This is a genomic window from Gemmobacter denitrificans, from assembly GCF_036964905.1.
Lineage (GTDB): Bacteria > Pseudomonadota > Alphaproteobacteria > Rhodobacterales > Rhodobacteraceae > Gemmobacter > Gemmobacter denitrificans.
Genome location: NZ_JBALHR010000015.1, coordinates 18419 through 45364, shown reverse-complemented (window position 1 = coordinate 45364; position 26946 = coordinate 18419). Strand labels below are relative to the sequence as shown.

The 26946-nt window shown below is 66.1% G+C and carries 7 protein-coding genes (1 of these 7 running past the window's edge); all 7 read right to left on the bottom strand.

Translation table 11 applies throughout. The features are described 5' to 3' along the window. Positions 1 to 2 precede the first annotated feature (2 nt). Tightly spaced (each overlapping or abutting the next), the 7 genes in view from V6590_RS17680 to V6590_RS17650 form a layout consistent with a single transcriptional unit that may run on beyond the window. A complete protein-coding gene (locus tag V6590_RS17680; protein WP_335425012.1) occupies positions 3 to 773 on the bottom strand; it encodes a thioesterase II family protein in 771 nt (256 codons plus the stop codon). Then, on the bottom strand, positions 770 to 2365 hold the full coding sequence (locus V6590_RS17675) for a cyclic peptide export ABC transporter (protein WP_335425011.1): 1596 nt from the start codon (positions 2363 to 2365) through the stop codon (positions 770 to 772). Before V6590_RS17675 ends, V6590_RS17680 begins: the two co-directional genes overlap by 4 nt. Then, positions 2362 to 3036, bottom strand: a complete 675-nt coding sequence (locus V6590_RS17670) for a 4'-phosphopantetheinyl transferase family protein (protein ID WP_335425010.1) — start codon at positions 3034 to 3036, stop codon at positions 2362 to 2364. The genes V6590_RS17675 and V6590_RS17670 overlap by 4 nt, the downstream gene beginning before the upstream one ends. After that, positions 3033 to 4313 (bottom strand): class I SAM-dependent methyltransferase, encoded by a 1281-nt coding sequence (locus tag V6590_RS17665; protein ID WP_335425009.1) that lies wholly within the window; start codon positions 4311 to 4313, stop codon positions 3033 to 3035. The genes V6590_RS17670 and V6590_RS17665 overlap by 4 nt, the downstream gene beginning before the upstream one ends. Continuing rightward, a complete protein-coding gene (locus tag V6590_RS17660) occupies positions 4310 to 12643 on the bottom strand; it encodes an amino acid adenylation domain-containing protein (protein ID WP_335425008.1) in 8334 nt (2777 codons plus the stop codon). The genes V6590_RS17665 and V6590_RS17660 overlap by 4 nt, the downstream gene beginning before the upstream one ends. Next, complete coding sequence (locus V6590_RS17655) at positions 12643 to 16689, bottom strand: non-ribosomal peptide synthetase (protein ID WP_335425007.1); 4047 nt, start codon at positions 16687 to 16689, stop codon at positions 12643 to 12645. Before V6590_RS17655 ends, V6590_RS17660 begins: the two co-directional genes overlap by 1 nt. Further along, positions 16686 to 26946 carry the 3' portion of a non-ribosomal peptide synthetase gene (locus V6590_RS17650; RefSeq protein WP_335425006.1) on the bottom strand. 3635 nt of this gene lie beyond the right edge of the window, so the window shows 10261 of its 13896 coding nt (coding positions 3636-13896); its start codon lies beyond the right edge, outside the window; the stop codon is at positions 16686 to 16688. Before V6590_RS17650 ends, V6590_RS17655 begins: the two co-directional genes overlap by 4 nt.

Genomic DNA, 26946 nt, shown 5'->3' with positions numbered 1-26946 from the left:
TCTCAGTTGCAAGTGTGATCGGATAGGGTAGGGGCGGGCTGCGTTCCGGCCAGAAGGCCCGAAAGTGTGGCCAGCACCGCCGTTTCGTGCTGATGCAGGAAGAAATGCCCGCCCTCGAACCAGTGGACCTGTCCGAAAGCCGCGCTTTCCTGTTGCCAGCCCGTCAGATCATCGGCGCTGACACGGCTGTCCTGTTGCCCGGCAAAGACATGCAGCGCCGGTTTCAGCGCCAGACCCGGGCGATAGACATAATCGTGCAGCATGGCAAAATCGGCACGCAAGGCGGGCAACACGATCTGCATCAGTTCGTCATGGGCCAGCACATCTTCGGGTGTCCCGCCCAAGTCGCGCAGCCGGTCCAGAAAAGCGGGGGTCGGCAGATCATGCAGCGGCTCGCGGTCCAGCGCGCCGGGCCAACGGCAGCCCGAAGCGACCATGAGCCGGGGCAGGCGCAGATGCATCAGGGTGCAGATCCGTGCCACTTCCAGTGCCAGCACGGCACCCATGGAATGGCCGAAAAACGCGAAATCGCTCGCTCCGTCGGCCGAGATCGCCGCCGCAATCTGCAGGGCGGCCTGGCGCATGTCGCGCAGCGGTGGCTCCAACCGGCGCGGGCCGCGCCCCGGCAGGCTGATGACGGACAGCTCCACCCCGGACCCCAGCCGGGCCGACCACGGCAGAAAGGCAGCCGCATTGCCGCCCGCATAGGGGAAGGCATACAATCGGGTGCGGGCACCAGGTTTCGGCACGCGGATCAACCAGGGCGAGGTCATGCTGCACCTCCTGTCACCTGACCATCGGCCAGTTTGACCACCCGGTCCGCCACCCCGAAATAGGCATCATCATGCGAGATGACGATGACGCCCTTGCCGCGTGCGCGCAGTTCAGGCAGCAGGTCATTGTAGAACACCGCCTTGAAGGCCGGGTCCTGATCGGCAGCCCATTCATCGAACAGATAGAAGGGGCGATCTTCCAGATAGGCCGCCACCAGCGCCAGCCGCTTGCGTTGCCCGGTGGAAAGATCGGTGGTCGAAAGACAGCCGTTTTCCACCCGCACCTTATGCGCCATCTGAAAACGGTGCAGGAAATCGGTGGCGCGCTGCCGCATCCCCGGATCATCGCTGCCGGGCAAATGCGCAAACAGGTGGAAATCCGAAAAGACGGCGGAGAAGGCCTGGCGATAGGCCGGGCGGGCGGCATCGGCCAGCGGCACACCATCGACAAGGATCGATCCCTGATCGGGGGCGTAGAGCCCGCACAGCAGCATGGCCAGCGTGGTCTTGCCGCTGCCATTGCCGCCCAGCAGGAACAGGATTTCGCCGCGCCGGACCGTCAGATCCACGGGCCCAAGCGTAAAGACGCCATCTTCGGCATCAGAGCGGTAGCTGTGCGTCACGCCTTGCAGCGTGATCACCCGGGGCTGCATCGGCTCGGGTGCCGGTTGGGTGCCTTCGGGCAGATCGTCAGCCAGTTGCGAGATACGGCCCAGGGCTATGGCAGATTGCCGCAATGGCGGCAGGCAGATCAGGATCTCGGCCACCGGGCGCACCAGATAGAGCAGGATCAGCACCACCGACAGCAATTCCGCCCCGGACAGGCCGGTGGGACCGAACAGCACCAGCCCGATCACCAGATAAAACAGGCTGTTGCCGATATTGGTGACCCAGACATAAGATGACATGGCACCCACATATTCGCGCGCCACGGAACTGGCCGCCGGGCCAAGGATGCGGTCCAGGAACTGCACCCCGCGGCGGTGGTTCAACTGCAATTCCTTGCTGCCCTCGATCAGCGCGCGCTGATGGATATACAGGTCGTCGATATGGCCACGCAGTCGGGCCAGACGGTGCAGTGGCCCGCGTTCGGCAAGATGAAAGCCAGTGGCGCCCAGCAGCAGACTGGCTAGAACCCAGAGAAATATCCCCATATCCTGCTGGGCCAGATAGGCAAAGCAGCCCAGGGTCAGCAGCACATTCCCAAGGATCAGCGGGATCAGCTGCACCGCTCCGGCAAAGGCATCGATGTCGCGGGTCAGGATGGTGAGCAGAGGCTGCCGCCCGATCTGTTGCAGCCGCAATTGCGGCGTGGCCAGCAAGCGCTGCCCCAGCGACAGGCGCAGATCCAGCACCACCTTCTGGGTCAGGGCGATCAGCCGGGTTTCGGACAGGATGCGCAGCACCATCTGCGCGGCGGCAGCCCCGAAAAACCACAAGGCAAGGGTTGGGCTGCGCAGGTCTGCCTGCAGGGCGCGGCTGATCAGCACGGCCATGGCCGCCGCCGCCCCGCCGCTGGCCAGCCCGAGCAGCACCGCCAAAGCGGCCTGAAACGGCGCGGCGCGGAACAGATGGGCCATCAACGCGATCATGCCGACACCAGAACCAGCGTCAGGACCTCGGTCCTGTCCAGGCGGAAACGGGCCTGATAATCCTGCGCGCCTTGCGCCAGATGCAGCCGATCCCCGGCAATGCCCGTCAACAGCACATCGTGAAACTCCAGCACCCTGGACTGCCGGGCCGAGATGGCCTTGTAGAGCGCCTCCTTGGCCGAAAAGATCAGGGTAAGGAAGGCGGCAAAATCAAGGGTACCGGGGCGCAAGGCAGCTTCGCCCGGGGTCAGGATCATCGGTGCTAGGGCGCGGGCCTGATCGTCGGGCATGATGATTTCGCAATCGACACCAAGGGCGGCATGGTCGCGGCTGACGGCGGCAACGACGCGGCTGTCGCTATGGCTGATCGACCCTGCGGCCCCGGCAGGCCAGACCGGCGCGCGGTCTTGCTGACCCAACCGTTCGGGCAGGCCCGCTGCCCGCAGCGCCAGCGCGGCGCAGATCCGCCCGGCAAGAAACTCGCGTTGGCGTTTGGGCACGGCATTGCGCAGCACGTCGGGAAGGGTGGCGCGGGCCGGACCAAGCGGATCCCCCAGATGCAGCAGCTCTGCCACAGCGCCCATCAGCGGGCCGGGCTGGAACTGCCCTTCACGCCAGAACAATCCAGACAGGCCAAACGGGTTTTCGGTCAACAGCGGAAACAGGGTCATGCCGCCACCAGATAGGGGAAGGCGGGTGTCGTCAACATCTGCCGCAACCGGGTCACCGTTGCCGGGCTGCGATCCGGTGCCGGAGAGAGCCGGTCAAGGATGGTGCCCATCGGTGTGGTGCCGTCGCAGGCGGCATGAACCGCACGCGCCAGCGGATCGGCGGGCAGGGCTGGCACCGGCCATTGGCCCGCGCGGCCACTGTCGGCATAGCGCTGATCGGCACCCAGCACGAAGTTGCGCAGGGGGGTCGTCGCCGGACGGAAGCGCTGTTCCAGAAAGGTCGCATCAATTTCGGCCCGGCTGCGCCGGGCGCCTTTCTGCTGGACATAGAACCACAGCATCGGAGAGGCGTCCTGCATCAGCAGATTGGCCACCTGCCAGCGCGGCAGATCCTCCAACGCATCAAAAGCCTGACGGACCGGGCCTTCGGGCAGTGGCGGGTCCCAGTTGAACTGGCCCGACAGCTTGTCGAACTGGTTCACGCAAGGTTGCAGGATCTGCAAACCGGCGCGGTCGCACATCGCGGCAAGGCTTTGCACGGTATAGCTGTATTCGACGGGTTGCAGCAGGGAATCCGCCACTGCTGGTTCAGGCAGGTCACGTTGCGCCGCCAGAAAACCCGCCATGCTGCCGGGCAGGCGGCCATCGGCGATCAGGTCGCGCGTCATCGCCAGCTCGGCCTCCAGCAGGCCCTGGTGGCCGCGTGCGCCTGACAGCAGGCGAATGGCTTTCTGATAGGCTGTGGTGTGCTGGCGATGATAGTAATTATACACCATCAGCTCCATCACCCCAGCAGGTTTCAGCGCGCGGGCCAGTGTGGCCAGCGGGCGTTCCGGGTCGGCATTGTGATGAATGACGCCCGTGCAGATCACATGATCAAAGCAGGCTTCGTGCAGGGGATCATTCAAGCTGGCCTCCTCCAGTGTCAGGTTGGCAAGGCCCAGTTGATCGGCGGTGTCGCGCGCCACCTGCAGGGAGCGGGTCGAGACATCGGTGCCCAGAACCTGCGCGCCGGGAAAGCGCAGCGCGGTCAGCACCGCCTGATTGGTGCCACATCCCGCAACCCAGATCCGGCCATCTGGCGGGATGCGTCGGCCGCTGAAATCCCCCACTTCCTGCGCGATGAAACGCGGCACAAAGCCCGGATCGCCGATCTGCGGCAGCACCATGGGCAACCAAGGGTAATTGAACCTGCCGTAGAAATCACGGTTGATCCGATCAATCTCGGCGGCGTCCATCTGGTGGCTGGCGTTGAACAGGTCGGTGATGTCGCTCATCTGGTCCCTTCCAGCATCGGGTGCAGGCTGTTGATCGCATCGGTCAGAGCTGTCAGGTGCGGTGTTTGCAGGATCGAGAAGTGATCCCCCGGCAGGCAGACGACAGAGGCCTTCGGCATCAGATGCAGCCAATCGGTGCGGCGCTGCGCCACCGTGCCCTGACCTTCGGCAAGGATCAGGCAGGTGGGCGGGGCCGCAGCGGGCAGGGGCCGGGGTTGCCAGCGTGCCATCGCCTGACTGTTGCGCGAAAAGGCACGTGACAGCCGGGCCAGATAGGGATTGGCGGCAAGCGTGTCCTCGGGTAGCAACCCCAGATGCTTGCGATGGGTGATCTCGGCCAGAAAGTCAGCCTCGGCTTGTCCTGCGTTGATCGGGCCAACTGTCAGGGGGGCGGGCGGGTCGATCAATGTCAGGTCCAGCACGCGGTCCGGGGCGATGCGGGCCATGGCATAGGCCACCAGCCCCCCAAAGGACCAGCCTGCCAGCGAAAACCGCCCTTCAACCAGTTGCAGATAGGCGCGGGCGCGGCTGTCGATATCCAGATCCGGCGCAGCGGGATCGGCGAGAGCCGCATCCTCGATGGCCAGAACCGGGCGGCCCGGTGCGACTTGCGCCGCCAGCGCGCGATAAGAGACGACATCACCGCCGATCGGGTGGATCAGCACCATCGGCGGGCCGGCCCCGTCACGCAGGGTCAGCGGGCCTTGTGCGGGTGCAGGGGCGGCCAGCGCAGCCTTGGCGTCGTTTACGGAAAACCGCCCCGACAGCAGGCTGGCGGGCAGGTCATATCCCTGTCTGGACAGAGCTTCCAGCACGTCGAGGCCCAGCAGGGAATCGCCGCCCAGATCGTAGAACGATGCGTCCGGGTCGATGTCATCCAACCCAAGGAAGCGGGCAAAGACCCCTGCAATGTCAGAGGTATCCTCTGACGATGCGGCGGGCGGGGCCGGGTTCAGGCTGGCCAGCGGCAAGGGCGAGACGATCAGGCGCGGCAATCCCAGCCGCAATGCGTGCTGAAACACCTGCCAGCCCTCGGCCTCGGACAGCGCACCATCCTCCAGCGCGCGGGCCAGATCGGTCATCTTGCCGCTGCCCTGCGCCAGCCGGGCCGACATGCCGATACCGCGCCAGGCAGGCCAGTTGACCGACAGCAGGCGCGGGCCCTGGGGTGATGGCCAATCTTCGCTTCCCATTTCGGCGCATGCGTCAAGCCAGGCATTCGCGGCAGCATAATCCGCCTGGCCCGCCACGCCCACCACCGCCGAAAGCGAGGAACAGAGCAGGATGAAATCCTCGGTCAGGGGGGCCAGATGGCGCAGGATCGCCTTGGCCCCGGCGCGTTTAGGGGCAAGGGTCGCGGCCAGGGCCTTGGGCTGCATCACTTGCACGACGCCCCCGCCCGGCAGGCCTGCGGCATGGATCACCCCTGCCAGCGGTTGACCGTTTCGGCCACGCGCAAAGGCTGCCACCGCTGCGGTATCCGTGATGTCGAGCGAAAGGCCCGTGGTGCCGGGAATGGCCCGTCCGCTGCGCGAGGCCAGAATGACCTCGGTGCCGGGAGTTTGCAGCAGGCAGCGCGCCAGCGATTGCGCGATACCGCCGCTGCCACCGGTGATCAGGTAGCAGCCGGGGCGGATCGTCAGCCCGCTTTCGGCGGCGGGCGCGACTGTGCTGCTGCCCGCCAGCCAGAGCTTGCCCCGCCGCAGCATGTAATGCGCAAAACCGGTGCCAGGCAGATCGGGCAAGGCGGCCCCCGGATCCGCCGCAACCAACCGCACGGTCAGCCCCGGCAGTTCTGCGGCCACCGCGCGCAGGAAACCGGAAATCATGGCCAGATCGGGCGGCAACTGCCCGTCGGCATCGGGTTGGGCGCGAAGGGTAAGGGTTCGGCCTGCCCGGGCCATTGCGGCGCCCTTGTCGCGCAGGAGGGGCAGAAGGGTGTCCGGCCAATCGGGCTGCAGATCCAGCACCAGCCCGGCCTCTGACATGCAGGCGGCAGGGATCGCGACGCGCTGCCAGACAGGAGCGCGGAACCAGTCATCCCAGGGCAGACGGCGCAAATCGGGCGTTGGCGCGGCCCCCGGCAGGGCCGCCGGGTGCAGATGATCCGTCAGATCAAACGGGCGTGGGGGGAGATCCCAGGCCGCAGGCACCTGACTGCGTGGCAAGCGGCTGGCGGGAAGCCCGGCCAGCCATGCCTCGGCCACGGCCCGGGTGCCCTGTGGGCTTGGTCCATCCCGCAAGTCGGGACTGACGGGCTGAACGGCATGCAGCAGGGCGATGGCCTCCTCGGCGCTGGTGCAGCAGATCGCAGCGCGGAAGGCACTGTCCCGCGCCCCGCGCAAGCAGGCAGCAGCAAGCGCGGGCAGGCTGGCCCCGTGTTCCAGCCGTTGTGCAAGGGAACGTGCCTGCATCTGCACCAGCGCAGCTGTGCGGCCGTGCAACACAAAGACCTGGCTGCCCGCTGGCGGAAGGGGCGGGGCATCCGGTGCCGGCGCCAGCACCAGATGCGCATTGGTGCCCCCCATGCCGAAGCTGGATACCCCTGCATAGGGTCGATCCTGTGGCCAGGGCGCCGCAGCGCCCTGCACGCGCAAAGGCAGGCGGGCAAAGTCGATGGCGGGGTGGGGCGCGGCAAAACCCAGCGTGGGTGGCAGCGTCCGATGCAGCAGTGCCAGCACCACCCGGATAAGCCCCGCCACTCCGGCCCCTGCGCCCATATGGCCGATCTGGCTTTTGATCGAGCCGATGGCGATAGCGCCCTGTGGCCCCGGCCCATAGGCCTGGGCAAGCGCCTCGACCTCGATCGGGTCCCCAAGCGCAGTGGCTGTTCCATGCGTCTCGACATAGCCCAGCCCTTCGGCGCCGATGCCCGCCTGCGCCATGGCGGCGCGGATTACCTCGGTCTGCGCCGTGGCAGAGGGGGCCGTGAACCCCACCTTGTTGCTGCCGTCATTGTTGATGGCCGATCCTTTGATGACCGCCAGAACCCGGTCGCCTGCCGCAAGGGCGGCCGACAGCGGGCGCAACACCACAAGACCCCAGCCATTGGCAGGCACTGTGCCATTGGCCGCCGCCGAAAACGGCGCACAATGGCCGTCGGCGGAAAAGATATGTCCGGGCTGATGCTGATAGCCATCCAGCGTTGTGAGCGAGATGTTGCAGCCACCCGCCAGCATCGCCTCGGCCTCGCCCGCGCGCAGGGCCTGACAGGCCTGATGCACAGCCACCAGCGAGGACGAACAGGCGGTCTGCACTGTCAGTGCCGGGCCGCGCAGATCCAGAAGATGCGCGATGCGGCTGGCCAGAAAGTCCTTTTCCTGCAGCAGGGCCAGAGCATAGGCAGAGATATCCTCTGCGCCATTGCGCAACAGCGTCTGATGATAGGTATTTTCGCTGCTGCCGACGATCAGGCCGATGCGCAAGGCCGCGGCATCCAGCCCGGCATGATCCAGTGCCTGAACCGCCCCCATCAGCAAATGCCGTTGCTGCGGGTCCATCAGGCCCGCTTCGCGCGGGGGAATGCGGAAATGATCGGCATCGAAGGCCAGAGGCCGCGCCAGCGAGGAGACCGCATTCACATGGCCTGGCCCTTTCGACTCGCCTAGGCGAATGGCCGAGCGGCCTTCACGGATCATCTGCCACAAATCGGCCAGATCATCGGCACCCGGCAGGCCTGCGGCCATGCCGACAATCGCGATGTCGCCCGACCTGTCGCCAGAGGGCGGTGACAGGTGCGAAGGCGCCTGCGGTGCAGGATGCAGGCTGTCGATATGCCGGGCCAGTTGCGCCAAAGTCGGATGGCGGAAGAATTCCACCAATGCCAGATCGGGGGCCAGATCCTGCCGTGCCAGGGCATGGACCTTCATCAGCGCAAGCGATCCTGCACCGGCATCGAAGAAATGCAGATCCGGCTCCGGCGCATGCCCGAGAACCTGCGCAAACAAGCCGGACAGCCGCTGAAGGGTGTCGGTGGCAGGCAGGGCAGGGATGGGCGATGTGGGCTGGTTCGGGACGGAAAGGCCCGCAATCAGTGCGGGTTTGTCCAGCTTGCCGTTCGGGGTCAGCGGCATCGCAGGAACCGCGATCAGACGCGCAGGGCGCATATGGGCGGGCAGGGCATCGGCCAGCCGCTGATGCAGATCGGGGGTCAGGGGCGTGCCGGTATAAAAGGCCAGAAGCTGCCCCTCATGCAGCGCCACGGCTGCCGCCTGCACGCCGGGCAGGGCGCAGAGCGCTACCTCCACCTCGCCCGGTTCGATACGGAACCCGTTCAGTTTGACCTGATCGTCAAAGCGCCCGAGATAGGCCATGTCGCCGTCGGGCAGGCGCAGGGCGCGGTCGCCGGTACGATAGCAGGGTTGGCCGTTCAGCGGGGCAAAGCGGCTGGCGGTCAGGTCGGGGCGGTTCAGATAACCCTGGGTGACGCAGACGCCCTGAATGACAATCTCGGCCTCTTCGCCCGGTGCGGCCTCGCGCCCATCGGGATGCAGCAGGCGGATGTCTGCCCCCTGCATCGGGCGCCCGATGACCATGGCGCCGCGCCAATCGGGCACGCCGGTTGTGCGGCTGGCCCAGGCGGTGATGCAGCCAACGGTGGCCTCGGTCGGGCCATATTCATTCACGATCTGTGCGTTGGGCAGCACGGCCAGCACAGAATGCGCCAGATGGCTGGGCAGTTGTTCCCCCCCGACCACCAGAAGATGCGCCGCCGCGCTGCTGCGCCCCCCCGCATAAGACAGGAAGGCCACCAGGTGCGAGGGCGTCAGTTTGAACAGCAAAGGGTCGGGGCCAAGGGCCAGATCGGTCAGCGCCAGCAGATCGGCCCCGGGAAGAATGATCGCGGGCAAACCCTGGCACAAGGGGCCAAGCAGGCTGGTCACGGTAGCGTCAAAGTTCAGCGAGGTGCTGACAACCGCCCCCTGCAAGGGCAAGGGGTCGAAATAGCAGGTGGCAACATGGTCGATGTAATTGGCCAGTGATCTGTGATTGACGCAGACCCCTTTGGGCTGGCCGGTGGACCCGGAAGTATAGATCACATAGGCCATGGCCTCGGGTGCATCAGTGGGCCAGGGCATCTGGCCGTGATGGCCCAGGGGCGGCACCACACGCAACCCGGGGGGCAGGTCTTCGGCCTCGGTCGCGATCACCAGCCGCAGCCCGGCATCCTGCACCATGAAATTGCGCCGGGCGGGCGGGTAATCGGGATCCAGCGGGACATAGGCAGCACCCAGCCGCAGGATGGCCAGCAGCCCCACCAGAAGTGAGACGCCGGGCCGCAGCGACAGGCCGATGCGGTCGCCCGGCTGTGCGCCCTGTTGCTGCAAGGCGGAAGCCAGCGCGGCCGATTGGGCATCCAGCGCTGCAAAGCTGAGCTGATCCGCGCCCGAGATCACCGCAGGTGCGTCAGGCCATTGCGCGATGGCGCGGCCGATCCGTGCCATCAGGCCGAGCGGATGCTCCAGCCCCGACAGATCCTGCAGGCCATTGGCAAAGGCACGGGCGGTCTGGCTGAACAGGGTTTCGATCCTGTCCACCATCGCCGGATCGAACAGGGCCAGATCATGTTCGATCTGGCAAGACAGGCCCGTTTCGGTGACGGTGGCGAAGAGGGTCAGCGGAAAGCGCGGGTCCACCTGCGTGGGGGGCACAAAACGCGCAGGCAGGCCGGGCAGGTGATAGTCGGTGTTTTCCAGCACGAACATCGTTTCGAACGGTGCGCCATGCTGGCCCGTCGCCCGCAGATCGGCCACCAGATCATCATAGGCCACATCATGCGCGCGGCGCATCGCCTGCACCTCGGCATCGACATGGGTCAGCAGATCGTCGGGGCTGAGGGTCGGATCCAGATCCAGACGGCAGATCTGGGTGTTGACGAACATGCCCACCACCGCCTCGTGCCCCGGTGGACGCAATCCGACCGGCAGGCCGATCGACAGGCGCCGCCCATGACCCGCGCGTGTCAGCGTCAAGGCATAGACGGCGAGCAGCAGGGAGAACAGCGATTGCCCGCGCGATCTTGCCAGATCCTGCAATCCGGTCTGCACTGCGGGGGGCAGCAGAAAATGGCGCAGCCGCCCCGACATTGGCGCAGGCAGATGCAGGGCCGGGCTGGTCCGATCGGGCGCGATGCCCAGGCTGTCCAGCCGGTCCTGCCGCCGTGCCTGGTATCCCGGGCTGGCAAACTCTGTGGCCTGTATCAGCGGATAGCCGGAATAATCCGGTGCGGGCGGCAGATCCTGTCCACGATAGAGCGCGGCCAGATCCTGCAGCAGGATGTTCAGCGCAGCACCATCCACCACGATATGATGCACCAGCAGCAAAAGCCGCGACCCGATCATGCCGGCGCGCAACAGACAGCCGGAATCCAGATCGAAGGCGCGGGCAAAGAAGGTATCCTCGCTGTCAGGCTGTTCCAGCTCCAGCGGACGGGGTGGGGTGATCTGCACCTGCAATGTGCCCTCCACCTCGGCAAAGCGGGCGCGCAATACGGCATGGCGGGCAAACAGTGCCATCAGCGCGGAACGCAGCGCGGCCGGATCGGGCGGCGCGTCGAAGTCAAAGCGCAGCGGGATGGAATAGGCGGTTGAGTCGGGCTGCATCTGCTGGGCCAGCCAAAGCCGCCGCTGTTCCGAAGCGGCGGGATAGGTCTGTTGCGCTGGCGGCAGGATGGGATGCGCGGCAGTTTGGCGTCGGGTCTGTGCGTTGCGATGCAGTTCGGCCAGCGGCGTTGCTGAAAGCAGATCGGTCAGGCTGACGTGAAGCCCCTGTCCGCGCCACTCGGCGGCCAGCCGCGCGGCGGTGAGCGAGTCGCCCCCCAGCTGCAACAGGCTCTGGCCGGGGGGAATCTCGCCTTCCCAGGGGCGGGCAGCACCGGCGGTCAGCGCGCTGCGGTCGAGCTTGCCATTGGCGGTCAGCGGCAGGCGGGGCAGGAAGGTAAAGTTTTGCGGCACCATGTAATCGGGCAGGCTGGTCGCCAGATCGCGCCGCAGATCGCCGGGGTTCAGACCGGGTTCGGCCACCAGAAAGGCACAGAGGCGCCCGGCCTGCAGCGCCACCGCCGCCTGGGCGATCTGGGGATGCGCCAGAAGGCGGGCCTCGATCTCGGTCAGTTCCACCCGGTGACCGCGCACCTTCACCTGCTGGTCCAGCCGCCCGCCACAGTGCAGGACGCCTTCATGCCAGCGCGCCAGATCGCCGCTGCGATAATAACGCTGGCCATCCAGATGGATGAATTTCGCGTCCGTTTCCGAAGGTTGGTCCAGATATCCATTGGCCAGACCGCTACCGCCGATCAGCAACTCGCCCCATACCCCTGGCGCGACGGGTTGCATCGTGTCGGGGTCCACCACCAGAACCGGCGTGTCGCGCAGCGGTTTGCCGATGGGCACGGTGGTAGGGTGATCGGGGCCTGCCCAATCGGCCGCAAGCATCCGATGTGTCACGGCGAAAGTGGTGCATTCGGTGGGTCCATAGCCGTTGACCAACACCAGCGGACTGTCGCGCCGTACGGAAAACAGGCGGTGCAGATGGGTGGCGCTGGCCGCCTCGCCACCCAGAACGGCCCAATTCAGCGCAAGCAGACTGTGGGGGCGCAGATCGGCCAGAAGGTGAAACAGGCTGGTTGTGAAAAAGGCGCCGGTCACCTGCCGGTCCCGCAGACGTTCGGTCAGAAGATCGGGGTCCAGCCCGGCCTGCTGATCAAAGGGCACCAGCGTGGCGCCGTTCAGCAATGCGCCCCAGATTTCGAAATTCAGCGCATCAAAGGCCGGGTTGGCCAGAAGGGCGATCCGGTCTTGTGCGGTGATTGGCACATAATCCGGGGCCAGCGCCATACGCAGGATGCCAGCCTGCCCGATCTGCATCAGTTTGGGTGTACCGGTGGTTCCAGATGTATGAAAAAGGCAGGCCGGTTTCTGCGGGTCGGCAGCCGGAAGCGTCACTTCTGGCGCGTCTTGCATCTTCTCCAGGTCGGCCCAGGGACCGGGCGGCAAGGCAGGAAGGCCGGGATCGGAAAGGACAAGGCGCGCGCCCGACCGTGCCAGCAGGTTGGCCAGCCGTTCTGACGGTTGCGCTACCCCGAGCGGAAAATACTGCGCCTGCGCCTTCAACACCGCCAGAATGGCCACAACCAGCGCCGCCGATCGTTGCATCCGCAGGCCCACCACCATGCCGGGACGCAAACCTTGCGCCACCAATGCGCGGGCCTGCGCGTCGCTGGCCGCATCCAGTTGGCGATAGGTCAGGCAACCCTCAGGCGTGCTGTCGATGGCGATATGATCCGGGGTCCGGGCGACCTGCGCTGCAAAATGGGCCAACAAGTTTGTCATCATTTCCTCCTGCCGGGCATCAGCTGCCCCGCCAAGACCCTGGCGATGATCCGCGCGATGCGGCGCACGTCATCGCCTTCCAGCATGGTCGAATGGTCGCCCGCCGTGCATTTGAACAGGAACGGCCCTTTGGCCCGCATCTGCCAGAAAAAGCGCAAAAAGCGCAGTTGCGGGCGGCTACGGCCCCGGATCGCCTGAATCAGGATCACGCGCCCCTCGCTGCGGCGAAAGTTCCAGCGGCGTGACGCAAGCGTGTTGTGATTGTAGATGCGGTGATACTGGTCGATCTGGGCGTCGTCGATGCCGGGGAACATGCCGTTATAGGTGATCAGTTTGGCGCGGAATTCGGCAGCATCCGAAAGGGTCTCGTTCCCGGTGATCGCCGGATCGTCGGAGCCGAGTGCATCCAGCATCACCGCCGTTGCCGTGTCATGTCCGGCAAGATGCAGGCGGCGCACCATTTCATAGGCGACCATCCCGCCGAATGAGGCGCCGGTGATCACCATGGGCCGGTCCAGCAGATCGTCGATCAGCCCGATATAGTGATCGGCCATGGCACCGATATCGGGCAGCATGTCGTCCCCAGGATAGATCCCGACTGACTGGATGCCCCAGACGCCATGATCCGCAGGCAGTTCCTTGGCCAGCGACAGATAGGCAAAGGCCGTGCCGCCGCCCGGATGGATGCAGACGACATTCACCGCGCCCGCGCCCTTGCGGAAGCAGATCGGGTTCTGCGGCCGCTGTCGTTCACGGCCAGCCCGCAACACGGCCCCCAAAGCCTCGATCGTGGGATGGGCGATGATTTCGGTCACGGCCAGCGCGGTGCCCAGTTCCGCATTGATGCGATGCACGATCTTGATGGCAGAAAGCGAGGTACCGCCAATATCGAAGAAATTGTCGCGCAGGCCGATATTGGGATGCAGCAGGACCGAGGACCAGATGTTGTAGAGCTTCAGTTCCAGATCGTCGCGCGGGCTGGCGGTGTTGACCTGTCGGCCCGGTGCCGGTGCCAGCGCCACCAGCGCACGGCGGTCGATCTTGCCACGATCGGTCAGCGGCAGGGCGTCCAGCCAGACATAGCGGTGCGGCATCATGTAGCTGGGCAGCCGCAGGGCCAGAGCGGCTTTCAGCGCAGGTTCCATCAGGACAGTATCCTGCCCGGGTTCCGCCACCACAAACGCGACCAGACGTCGGCTGCCGTGATCGATCGCCTCCACGAAGGCGGCCTGAATGCCGGGCTGTGCCAGCAACACCGCCGAGATTTCCTGCGGTTCGATCCGATAGCCGCGGATCTTCACCTGAAAATCGGTGCGACCCAGGCATTCCAGCCGGCCGTCCGGGCGCCAGCGCGCCAGATCGCCCGTGCGATACAGCACCTCATGCCCCGGCTTGGCGAAGGGGTTGGGCACGTATTTTTGCGCGGTCAGATCGGGGCGGCCCAGATAGCCGGGGCCCAGAAAGGGGCCCGAGAGGCACAGTTCACCCACGGCCCCTTCCGGCAAGAGCCGCCCGCGTTCGTCCAGAATATAGACGCAGGTATTGGGCACCGGGCGCCCGATGGGGGCAGTTGCGGTTTCATGGGGTTGCAAGACCGCACACACCGTGATCACGGCGGCTTCGGAAGGGCCATAGATATTGGCCAGCGGCAGACCGCATCCTTCGGGCAGGCAATAGCCTTGCAGCCTGTCCCCCCCTGTCGAGACCGACCGGACCGAGGTCGGCAGCCGCAGGCCCGCGCCGCACATCGCCTCCATCAATCCGGTGGGAAGCCAGAAATGGCTGGGCTGGTGATGATCCAGCGCCGCCTGCAGGGCAGTGACATCGGTCAGATCTTCTGCGTCCAGCAGGATCAACCGGCCCCCGACACTCAGCGCGGGCCAGATTTCCCACATGATCGCATCAAAGGCCGGATTGGCAGCGACGGTCTGGCTGCACCGCGCGTCCATGCCAAAATCACCAGCCTGCCAGCGGCACATGTTCAGCAGGCCCAGATGCGTGTTCAACGCGCCTTTGGGCGCCCCGGTCGTGCCAGAGGTATAGACGATATAGCTGATCGGGTTGATCCAGGGTTCTGGCGTGGTGGCGGGCAGATCGCGCCAGGCTGCATCCATGTCCAGCGCCAGCGCACCGGGCAGGGCCAGCAGATCGGCGCGATCCGACAGGGTCAGCAACAGGCGGCTGTTGCTGTCTTGCAAGATGCCCGTCACGCGGTCCAGCGGGACATCCGTCGGCATCTGCACGAAAGCGGCACCGGCCCGGTTCACCGCCAGGATCGCTTCGATCATCGCGGCATTGCGCCCGGTGGCCACGGCCACCGCATCACCTGCCTGAACACCCAGGGCGCGCAGATGGTGTGCCAGCCGGTTGACCCGCCCATTCAGCGCGGCATAGGTCAGTTCTAGCCCATGCCAGATGACCGCCACCGCATCCGGCGTCGTGTCGGCAAAATGTGCCACCAGCGCATGTGGCTCGGGCGGGTTTGGCCCGTCATCGCGGATCGGCCCCGTGCCAAGCGCCAGAAGCTGGTCCCGTTCGGTGGCCGAGACGAGCGGCAGGTCGGTCAGCGGGGTGTCCGGCGCAGCGGCAATCCCCTCCAGCACCGACAGGAAGGCGCGATTGTACCGCGCGATGGTGGCGGGGGCGAACAGGTCTGTGGCATAGGTCCAGCCCAGAGCCATTTCGGTGCCATTGTCCACCAGACCCAGCGACAGTTCGAACTTTGTGCTGGCCATGGCGGTTTCGGTCACCTCGAAGCGCACAGGCCCCGGGCGCGGTGTGGCATCAGTCTGCGTCGGCGTCTGCACCAGGGTAAAGGCCAGTTGCACCAGCGGCGCATGTGACAGGCTGCGCGGAGGGTTCACCTGCTCCACGATCATTTCGAAAGGCAGATCCTGATGTGCCAGCGCGTCTGAGATCTGACTGCTAGCATGGGCCAGGAAATCGACAAAGCGTTGATCCGGCAACGGGCGCAGGCGCAGCGGCAGGGTGTTGACCAGAAATCCGACCATCGATTTCAATTCGTCCCGTTCGCGCCCTGCAACTGGTGTGCCGATCACCATATCCTCGCTGCCGGTCTGGCGGTGCAGAAAGGCGGCCCAGGCGGCCAGAAGCAGCGTGAACAGCGACACACCTTGCGCCCGTGCCAGATTGCGCAGCGCGGCGGCCAGCACTGACGGCACATGGTCGGCCAGTTGCGCCCCTGACCCGCTGAGCACGGGCGGGCGCGGGTAATCGCAAGGCAGGTCGTGCAGATCCGGGGCGCCGTGCAGGGTGCTGCGCCACCAATCGGCCAGCGCCGGGCCGCGGCTGGCCAGCATCCGGCGCTGCCAGCGGGCATAATCGGTGAATTGCAGCGCGGGCGGCGGTAGCGTCGCCCCGTGATACAGAGCGATCAATTCCTCAAGCAATACGGAATTCGACCAGCCATCCGTCGCGATGTGGTGCAGCGTCAGCAGCAGGCGGTGATCCTCTGGCGCCAGACGGACCAACACCGCCCGCAGCATCAGATCGCGGGTCAGGTCAAAGGGGCGCTGCGCCTCGGCCTCGGTCAGCGCCGCCAGCTCAGACCCTGACATCTGCCAGACCGGCAGGGCAAAGGCGTAGTCGGTCACGGTCCGCTGCGTGACACCGGCGGGGCCTTCGTCAAACACGGTGCGCAAGACGGCGTGCCGGTCCAACAGCCGGGCCAGGGCCCGCTCCAGCGCCGCGATATCCAGTGGTCCGGTCAGACGCAGCATGAAGGGCACGTTGTAAAGCCCGGCGGCATTCTCCATTCGGTCGATGACCCAAAGCCGGCTTTGCGAATAGGACAGGGGCTCCGGGCTGTCATCGGGCGTGGTTTGGGGCAGGATCGCGTCGTGCTGCTGGCCTGCATCTTCGGCCAACCGTGCCAGCCAGTCCACCAGCGCGTCCCGTTGCCCCTTGATCCGTACCAGCAGGTCAGGCGGCACGCCGCCCTTGGCCTGTACCGCCAAGCGCCCCTCGCGGAGCGAGAGATGCACCCCGTTTGTACGGGCATCATGCAGAAGATCGGCGAGGCTCATAGCAGGATCATTTCTGTTTCTGACAAGTCAAGGTCCGGGGTAAGGCTGTCGCGGATGCCCTCCACCGCCTGTGCAAGGCTGGCGATATCGGGTGCCGCCAGGAAGGTGCGCAACGAGATCACCACCCCGCAGTCCCTTTGCACCCGGGCCAGCATCCGCAACACATTGAGGGAATGGCCGCCAAGCGCGAAGAACGATACGTCGCGACCGACCTGATCCACCTGCAGCAGATCCGCCCATATCCGCGCCAACATGCGTTCTGTTTCGGTGCGCGGTGGCAGGAAAGGCGTGTCGGGCGGTGTGGGATCGGGCAGGGCGCGGCGGTCCACCTTGCCATTGGCATTCAGCGGCAGGGCAGGCAGCGCAACCAGATGCGCCGGGATCATCTGATCGGGCAGGCGACGGGCCAGCCGCGCGCGCAAGGCGATCGCGTCGCCATCCCAGCCGGTCAGCCAGGCCACCAGCATCGCTTCGCCCGCCGGATCGGGGCGCGCCATGACCACCGCTTCGGCCGCGCCATTGGCCAGAAGGGCCGCCTCCACCTCGCCCAGTTCGACGCGCATGCCGCGGATCTTCACCTGATCATCGGCCCGGCCCAGATAATCTATCGTCCCATCGGGCAGGAACCGTGCCAGATCGCCGGTGCGATACAGCCGCGATCCCGGCGGGCCGAACGGATCAGGCACGAAGCTGGCGGCTGTGAGGTCGGGCCGGTTCACATAGCCGCGCGCCAACGCAATGCCGCCGATGAACAGATGCCCGGCCACGCCCGGCGGCAGCGGGTTCAGCGCCTCGTCCAGCACATGCATCTGCACATTGGCAATGGCGCGTCCGATGGGCACGGTCTGGCCGCTGTCCTCTGGCCGACAGGTGAAGGCGGTCACATCCACTGCCGCCTCGGTCGGGCCATAGAGATTGTGCAACCCGCAGCCCGGCAGGGCTGCATGAAAGCGGTCTTGCGTGGCGCGGGTCAGCGCCTGGCCAGAACAGATCACCGCGCGCAGGCTGGCACTGTCGGCGGGGTTGGTCACGGCCAGGAACACATCCAGCATCGGTGGTACGAAATGCGCCACGGTGATGGCACGGCTGCGGATCAGGTCTGCCATATAGGCAGGGTCCAGATGGCCGCCGGGCCGGGCGATCACCATGCGCGCGCCGGTCATCAGCGGCAGGATCAGTTCCCATACCGAGACGTCAAAGCCGTAGGGGGTCTTTTGCGCCACGGTATCGGCGGGGCCGATGTCGTAAGCCTCGGCCATCCAGAGCAACCGGTTCACGATGGCCCGATGCGCCACACCCACGCCCTTGGGTCGCCCGGTGGAGCCGGACGTGAACAGCACATAGGCCAGCGCCTCGGCGCCCGCTTGCGCTGCGGGGTTGCTGTCCGGGCCGCTGATCGGGGCGGCCAGCGACAGAACTTCACCCGGCAGGTCAATCCCCTCAGCACCCGGACCGATCAGGGTCAGCACGGGCTGTGCATCCTCGATCATCATCGCCAAACGCTCGGCAGGGGCATCGGGTGGCAGCGGCAACCAGGCGCTGCCCGCCTTCAGAATGGCCAGGATCGCCACGATCATCTCGACCGAGCGGTTGGTGCACAGGCCCACGACCCGATCCACCCCGGCCCCCAACCCGCGCAGGTGATGCGCCAGCCGGTTGGCCTTTGCATTGAGCGCGGCGAAGCTGAGGGTTTCGTCGGCACATTCGATCGCAATCGCCTCGGGATGCGCCGCCACACAGGCTTCGATCCGCGCGGTCAGTGTTTCGCCCGGGTCGAGATCGGGGCGGGATGTCTCATTCCAGGCACGCAAACGCGCCTGATCTTCGGGCAACAAGGCCATATTGGCCAAGGCCTCGGGGTCGTCGGCCAGATGCTGCAGGCCGCGCAGATAGGTATCGGCCATCCGCCGTACCGTATCGGCGTCCATCCGTCGCGGATCGGCGGCAAAGTTCATTACCAACTGGCCGCCCTGCGCGATGGCATTGACCACAAGCGCAAAATTGGTGGCCTCAAAGCTGGTGACATCCTGAACGCCGCTCTCGCCGGGTGCCACCAGCGACAGGACATGGAAGTCGATGAAGTTGAAGATCACGTCAAACAGCGGCAAGTGGCCACGATCTTCGACGATCTGCGCCAGCGGGTAAAACCGGTGGCGCATCAGCTCCAGCTCAGAGGCGAACAGGCGGCGGATCATCGTTTGCCAGCTTTCCGGCACCAGATGCATCCGCAGCGGCAGAGTGTTCAGAAACAAGCCCAGAACCTTTTCGGCATCGGGTGCTTCGGTGCGCATATGGCTGACAAGTCCGGTCGTCACATCCCGCGTCGCAGCCCATTGCGCCAGCATCTGCATATGCACCGCCAGCAACAGGCTGCGCAGCGGCAGGCCCAGCCGGTCGGCCAAAGAGCGCAGCCGCATCTGCAACCCGTGATCCACGGTGATGGAGATCGGTGCAAAGGGCGCATCGGTCTGGCGCGGCGGTGGCAGGACCAGCGGGCTTTGCCCTGCGAGCCTGTCGGCCCAGAAGGCGCGTTGCGCAGGGGCGGCCACCGCCTGCATTTCGGCCGCGATGCTGGCTGCGAAATCCGATGCCAGGGGCGGCAGGGCAACCTGTTCTCCCCGGCGCAACTGCGCCCAGACCGACAGCAATTCCACCTGAAGGCTCGCCACGCTCCAGCCATCCAGAATGGCATGATGCAGGCCCAGAGTGATCTCCAACTCTTCCGGCCCCAGCAGATGCACCGCCACTCGTACCAGCGGCGCCAAGTCCAGCGGGATGGGCCGCGCCTTCTCGGCCGCGATCGCTTCGGCCAGCAGGGCGCGTTGCACCGGCGCAGGCAGGGTGGACAGATCGGTGATCTGCAGTGGTACTTCGGCGCTGCGCTGCACCACCTGCATGGGGCGGCTGAAACGCATCAGGTCGAACCGCGTGCGCAGGATCGGGTGGCGTGCCACGATCAGCGCCAGAGCCTGTCGGAAACTCGCCTCATCCCAAGGCAAGCGCAGACGGAAACTGAACACATCGTGATACACCGCCGCCGCGCTGTCGGCCTCGGCATGGAAGGCCATGCCAAGTTGCAACCGTGTCATCGGCCACAGGGCCTCTGCCCCTTCCGGCATCTGGGCGCGGTCCCCTTCCGACAGGGGCGGCTGGGGGAGGGCAGCGGTCTCGCCCTCATCGGCCTGCACCAGCGCCGCGATGGTCTGATGGCGGAACAGGCTGGCCAGACTGAGGCTGATCCCCTGTTCCCGCGCCCGCGCCGACAGGGTGACCGCGCGCATGGAATCCCCCCCTGACGCAAAGAAATTGTCATGGATGCCAATGCGGTCACGCCCCAGAACTTCGGACCAGAGCGCGGAGAGGGCGGCCTCACGCGGGGTGCGCGGCGCCACATGATCCGGCATCGCGGCGGCCTGGGGTTCGGGGAGGGCGGCGCGATCCACCTTGCCATTCGCCGTCAGCGGCAGCGCCTCCAGCGCGACAAATCCGGCAGGCACCATGTAATCGGGCAGGCGGGTCGCCAGCGCCGCCCGCAGTTCGGCCTCAGACAGGGGCGAACAATGCCACGCCACCAATCGCCCATCGCGGGCCAGCACAACGGCGGCCCGCACCAAGGGCAGGGCGGTCAAGGCGGCTTCGATCTCGCCGGTTTCGATGCGGAAACCGCGGATCTTGACCTGCTGATCGGCCCGGCCCTGATAATCCAGCCGCCCATCCGCCAATTCGCGTGCCAGATCGCCGCTGCGATAAAGCCGCGTGCCGGGCGGGCCATAAGGATCAGGCACGAAGCGTTCTGCCGTCAGAGCGGGCCGGTTCAGATAGCCGCGCGCCAGCCCCGGCCCGGCCACGAACATTTCGCCCGGAACGCCGATCGGCAACGGCTCCATCGCCGCATCGAGCAGGCGCACCTGAAGGTCGGGGATGGGCTGGCCGATGCTGCCGATGGCCTGAAGCGGGTGGTGCAGCCGCTGCCAGGTCACATGCACTGTGGTTTCGGTGATGCCATACATATTCACCAGTTGCGGCATCTGATCGCCATGCGCCTCGAACCACGGCGTCAGGCCGGCGGGATTCAGCGCCTCGCCGCCGAATATCACCCATTTCAGGGCCAGTTTTCCCGCTTCCGGCTGTGCCAGCCGATGTGCAGCCAGTTGGGCAAAGGCCGAGGGCGTCTGATTCAGTACCGTCACGCCCTCTTCCAGAAGCAGCCGGTGAAAGGCTTCGGGATCGCGCGAGGTCAGCCAGGGCACGATGACCAGCGCCCCGCCATGCAGCAGGGCACCAAAAATCTCCCAGACCGAAAAATCGAAGGCATAGGAATGGAACAGCGTCCAGACATCTTCGGGCCCGAAGGCAAAGCCGGGTTGTGTGGTGTCAAACAGCCGCAGAACAGCCGATTGCGCGACCATTGTTCCCTTAGGTTTGCCAGTTGAGCCTGAGGTATAGATGACGTAGGCGAGAGTGTCTGGGTTTGTCTTTTGTTCTGGGTTTGTATCTGTGTTTGCGCCGGTCGTTTTTGCGTCCGGGATGAGGATCTGGTGGTCTGGTATCCCGAGGTTTTGCAGGCGGGGGATGAGGTTTCGGGTTGTGATCACGGCGCGGGGTTTGGCGTCTGTGATCATGTAGCGGATGCGGTCATCCGGGTGGTCGGGGTCGAGCGTCAGATAGGCCGCGCCGGCCTTGAGGATGGCGAGGATGGCCACGATCATCTCGGGGCTGCGTTCGGTGCAGATGCCGATGATCTGGTCTGGCCCGGCGCCCTGGGCGATCAGGCGATGGGCCAGGCGGTTGGCGCGGCGGTTCAACGCGTCATAGCTGATGCTGTGCCCTTCATGACGCAGGGCGATGCGGTCGGGGCTGCGGGCCACCGTCGCCTCGAACAGCGCGGCCAGGGTGGCGCCCTGCCGGGTGCCTTCGGGGGCCGGTCGGGCCGCCCAGGCCTGGACCTTGCGGGCGCGGCTCTCGGCATCCATCAGCGGCAGCGCCGCCACCGGCCCGGCGGCCCCGCCCGCCACGGCGCGGGCCAGATGCAGGAACTGTTCGGCAAAACGCGCCATGGTTGCGGGTTCGAACAGATCGGCGGCATATTCCAGCGTGCCGATCAGCGGGCGGACGCCTTCGGTGCCGGTCGGGTCTTCCTGCAGGCTCAGCGTGATGTCGAACTTGGCATGACGCGTCTCGAAGCCCATCGGTGCCAGGCGCAGCCCGCCAAAGCCCATTTCGCCCAAGGGCGCGTTCTGCAGCGCCAGCATCACCTGGAACAGCGGCGCATGGCTGAGATCACGGGCCGGGGCCAGCGCCTCGACCAGCTGTTCGAAGGGCAGATCCTGATGCGCCTGACCGGCCAGCGCCTCGTCGCGCAGCCGGGCCAGCAGGGTGGCGAAATCGGCCGCCGGATCGACCTGGCAGCGCATCACCAGTGTGTTCACGAAAAAGCCGATCAACCCCTCCAGCGCGGCATGGCGGCGCCCGGCGACCGGGGTGCCGATGGCCAGATCGTCCTGCCCGCTCCAGCGCGACAGCAGCACGGCCAGTACGCCGGTCAACACCATATGCAGGGTCGCATTGGCACTGCGTCCCAGATCTTGCAGGGCCTGCACCAGAGGGGCCTCCAGCTGCAGGGTCAGGGCGGCCCCGCGATGGCTTTGCACCGGCGGGCGCGGATGGTCGGTGGGCAGCGCCAGAAGGCCTGGCAGACCCTGCAGATGGCGCTGCCAATAGGCCAGTTGCCGCGCCTGCACCGGGCCTTGCAGCCAGTCGCGCTGCCAGACTGCGTAATCGGCATAATCCAGCGGCAGATCGGGCAGATCGGGCGCGGTGCCGGTGGCAAAGGCGGTATAGGCGGCGGCCATCTCGCGCAGCAGAACCCCCATCGACCAGCCGTCCGACACGATGTGATGCATGTTCAGGGCGACCACATGGTGATCCGGGCCCAGCCGGATCAGCCGCGTCCGCAAGGGGGCGCCCGAGGTCAGGTCGAAGGGCGTCGCGGCCTCGTCCTGCACCGCCTGCATCAGCGCCGTGTCGCGCGCCGGTTCGGGCAGGGCCGAAAGGTCGATGACCGGCAGATCGACCGGGCCGGGCGGCAGCGCCACCTGCACCGGCGCCCCGGCCTGCAGCACAAAACGGCTGCGCAACACGGCATGGCGCGCCACGATCCATGTCAGCGCGGCAGCCAGGGCGGCAGGGTCCAGTGCGCCCTCCAGCCGCAGGGCGATGGGCAGGCTGTAGGCCGGATCGCCGGGGGAAAGCTGGTCAAGGAACCACAGCCGCTGCTGGGCAAAAGACAGGGGCAGCGCCGTGCCCGGCGGGTGGCGCAGGGCCTGCGGCGCGGGCAGAACCGCCTCGCCCGAGGTCATCAGCGCCTCGACCTCCGCCGCCAGGGCGCGCAAGGTCGGGTGTTCAAACAGCGCCCGCAAAGGCAATTCGACGCCAAACCCGGCCCGAATGCGCGAAATCACCTGGGTCGCCAGCAGCGAATGCCCGCCCAGGGCAAAGAAATTGGCCTCCCCGCCCAATGACCCCGGCGCCAGACCCAACACCTCGCCCCAGATCCCGGCAACCCCCGCCGCTACCCCCAACAACTCATCGCCAGACCCCTCAACTCCACGCTCCACAAATGGCAAACCACGACGATCAACCTTCCCGTTCGACGTCAACGGCAAACGCGCCATCACAGTGATGTGCCAGGGCAGCATATAGGCGGGCAGACGGGTGGCCAGCGCTTCGGTCAGTTGTTCGACCAATGCCGTATTGCGTTCGGGCTGATAGGGCAGATTGCCATGGCGCGCCGCCGGGCGTGGCGCCTGCCGGTACAGGCTGGTCCAGTCGGGCGGCGCCCCGTTGCGCCACAGCACGGCATTGAGCCCCGATCCGCCAAGGCAGAAATCAATCTGGCAGCCATGCCGCGCAGCAAGGTCCATCAGGTCGTGCAGATCGACCCCGAAGGACAGGCCGGCGGCATGGGCATGAAGTTGCGACCGCGTTGCGGAGTCAGGCAGGCTGCGCAACGCCTGCAGCAGTGCCTGCATTGGTGCCAAGCGCTGATCGGGAATGTCGCGCAAGGCGACACGCGCGGCCCCTTGCGCCAGTTGTGTCTCCAGGTCCTTCAGATCGGTGAAGGGCCGCCAGGTTTCGGGGCTGCGCTCAGGCGCGGGACGACCGATCGTCAGTTCCACATCATAGCGGAACCGGGTCAGTTCATTCACTGCCCGGCCCAGTTTGGGCCGCACACGCAGGCCGGTGATGCGCGGATCTTGCGCGGCCATGGCAAAGAACCAGGCCGGATCGACCAGCAATTCCGGCTCCATCGCCAGATGTCGCGCCACTTGCCCGCGCAGCCCGGCCAGGGTGGCATCCGCATCGGCACCGTGGTCAATCACCGACAGGGCAAAGGGCTCGGCCAGCGTGAGGTTCCGGATATCGCCGAGGAAAATCGTGCCGCTATCGACATGCGCCACCGCCGCCGCCAGCCATTGCTCCAGATAATCGAGCGACGGGAAATACTGCGCGACCGAGTTCAGGATCACGGTATCAAAGCGGCGCCCGGCAAGACGTGTCCAGTCATCGGCGGGGCAATGGTACAGATCGACATGGCGGGCGCCGGGGCCGAGGCTGCGGCTCAGCCGTTCCAGCACGATTTGCGACAGGTCAGTGGCTGCGTAGCTTTGCACCATGGGGGCAATGCGATGCAGGATCATGCCTGTGCCGCAACCCACCTCCAGCACCCGTCCGGGGGCAAGTGCCGCGATGCGGGCGATGGTTTCCTCCAGCCATTCGGCCATTTCTGGCGCGGGGATCGGGGCCCCGGAATAGCTGTCGGTCCAGCCGGTGATGTCGAACTCAGCGGGGCTCTCGCCCGTGGCATCCTCATGGGCATAGATCTGTTCGAAGGTGGATTGCCAATGGCTGTGTGTCGCGCCCATGCCGGGGCGCGGCACGACATAGGCCAGCAGCCGCTGGCCTGCCTTCGGGTCCGACTCGGCGATCACCACGGCCTCGGCCAGACAGTCCTGATCCAGCAGGGCACGCTCCACCTCGGCCAGTTCGACACGAAAGCCGCGGATCTTCAGCTGGCCATCCTGTCTTCCGACAAAATCCAGATTGCCGTCGGGCAGGAAGCGCCCCATGTCGCCGCTGCAATACATGCGCGATCCGGGTGGGCCGAAGGGATCGGGGCGGAAGCGGTCTGCCGTCAGGCCGGGGCGGCCCAGATAACCTTCGCCCACGCCTTGGCCCGCGATGCAGATTTCGCCCACAGCGCCAAGGGGCAGTGGGTTCAGCATCGCATCCAGCACATAGACGCGGGTGTTGGGCAGCGGGCGGCCAATCGGCACCGGCCCCTGATGGTCGGGCCCCAGGGTGAAGGCGGTGGAGACGGTCTGGGTTTCCGATGGGCCATAGACATTGGTCAGGGGCAGGCCTGGATCGCGGGGCAGCAGATAGCCCTTCATCCGGTCGCCCCCCGCCAGCACATGCCGCAGTGACGCAGGCCAGTCGAACCCGGATTTGGCAATGGCATCCAGATAGCCCATAGGCAGATAGACCGTATCCACCTGATGCCTTGCGAGCAGGTCCGACAGCAGCCACGGATCGCGCAGCGTGTCCTCGGGCACGATCACCAGCGTGGCGCCATGGGTCAGCGTCGGCCAGATTTCGCAGATATTCCCGTCAAAGGCGACGTTGGACACCGCCGAGACGGTCCGCCCCGGCGCAAGTTCCAGCATCCTGCCCCACCAATCGCAGAAATTCGCCAGCCCCGATTGGGTGTTGATCGAGCCCTTGGGTTGTCCGGTGGTGCCAGAGGTGTAAACCACATAGGCGCGATCCACCCGGGCAAAGGGAGGCAACGGGGTTTCAGGAAAGCCCCGGCCCTCGGGGTCGATGACTTTGATCCGCTCGGGCCAGGGGCCGGAAGCCGAACCGATCACATGATCCAGCCCCGCATCCGCCAACACATAGGCCAGACGCTCTGCCGGGGCGTCCATCGGCAGCATGACGAAGCAGGCCCCCGCCTTCAGGATCGCCAGACCACCACAGATATGGGCAATGCCGCGCCCGGTGCCCAGACCAACCAGCATCCCGGGCCGCACCCCGGCGGCGCGCAGCGCATGGGCCAGACGGTTGCTGGCACGATCCAGTTCCCCATAGTTCATGCGCTGGTCTTGCCAGATCAATGCCGGTGCATGCGGATGGGCAGCCGCGCGGGCGCGGAAGGCATCAATCACCGAGGGCGCGGCAATCGGCCCGGCGGTGCGGTTCCAGGCGGCAAGCTGGTCCAGCTCTGCCGCGTCCGGTGGTGAGAGCAGATGCAGCGGCTGATCAGGGTTGGCCACAATCGCCCGCAACAGCCGGACGAAATCGGCGCAAAGCCGCGCGATGGTCGCGGCATCGAACAGATCGGTGGCATATTCCGCATCGCAGTGCAGATGGTCGCCGGTTTCGAACAGGGTCAGCGACAGATCGAATTTGGCGGTCACCGCCTCGGCCCGGCTGGTGGTAAGGGTCAGGCCGGGCAAATCCAGGGCCTGACGCGGCATGTTCTGCAAGGCCATTGCGACCTGAAAGATCGGTGCATGGGCCAGATCACGCGTAGGGTTCAGCAGATCGACCAGATGTTCAAAAGGCAGATCCTGATGATCATAGGCGGCCAGCGCGGTTTGGCGCACGCGGTTCAGCAGCGCGGAAAAGGGCTCGCTGATCTCGACCTGATGGCGCAGGACCAGCGTGTTCACGAAGAACCCGACCAGCGCTTCCAGCGCGGGTACGCGCCGATTGGCGATCGGTGTGCCAATGACGATGTCGCTTTGCCCGCTATGGCGCGCGAGCAGCGCCGCATAGGCGGCATTCAGCACCATGAAGAGCGTCGCACCGTGCCGGGCGGCAAGGCGGCGCAGGCCGACCGTGGTTTCGGCGTCCAGATCTAAGGAATGGGTCGCGCCGCGATGGCTTTGTGCGGCGGGGCGCGGCCGGTCGGTGGGCAGTTGCACCGGCACCGGCGGCAGGCCGCCCAGTTGCGCCAGCCAGAAATCCTCGGCCTCTTTCAGCCGCGCTCCGGTCAGCCAGTTGCGTTGCCAGAGTGCGAAATCGCCATACTGCACTGTCAGGGCAGGCAGGGGATCAGGCTCTTGCCGCAGCATGGCACCATAAAGTGCCGCCACTTCGGCAATCAGGACGCCCATCGACCAGCCATCCGAGATGATGTGATGCATGTTGAACAGCAGCAGGGCATCTTCGTCGCCCAGCTGCAACAGGCTG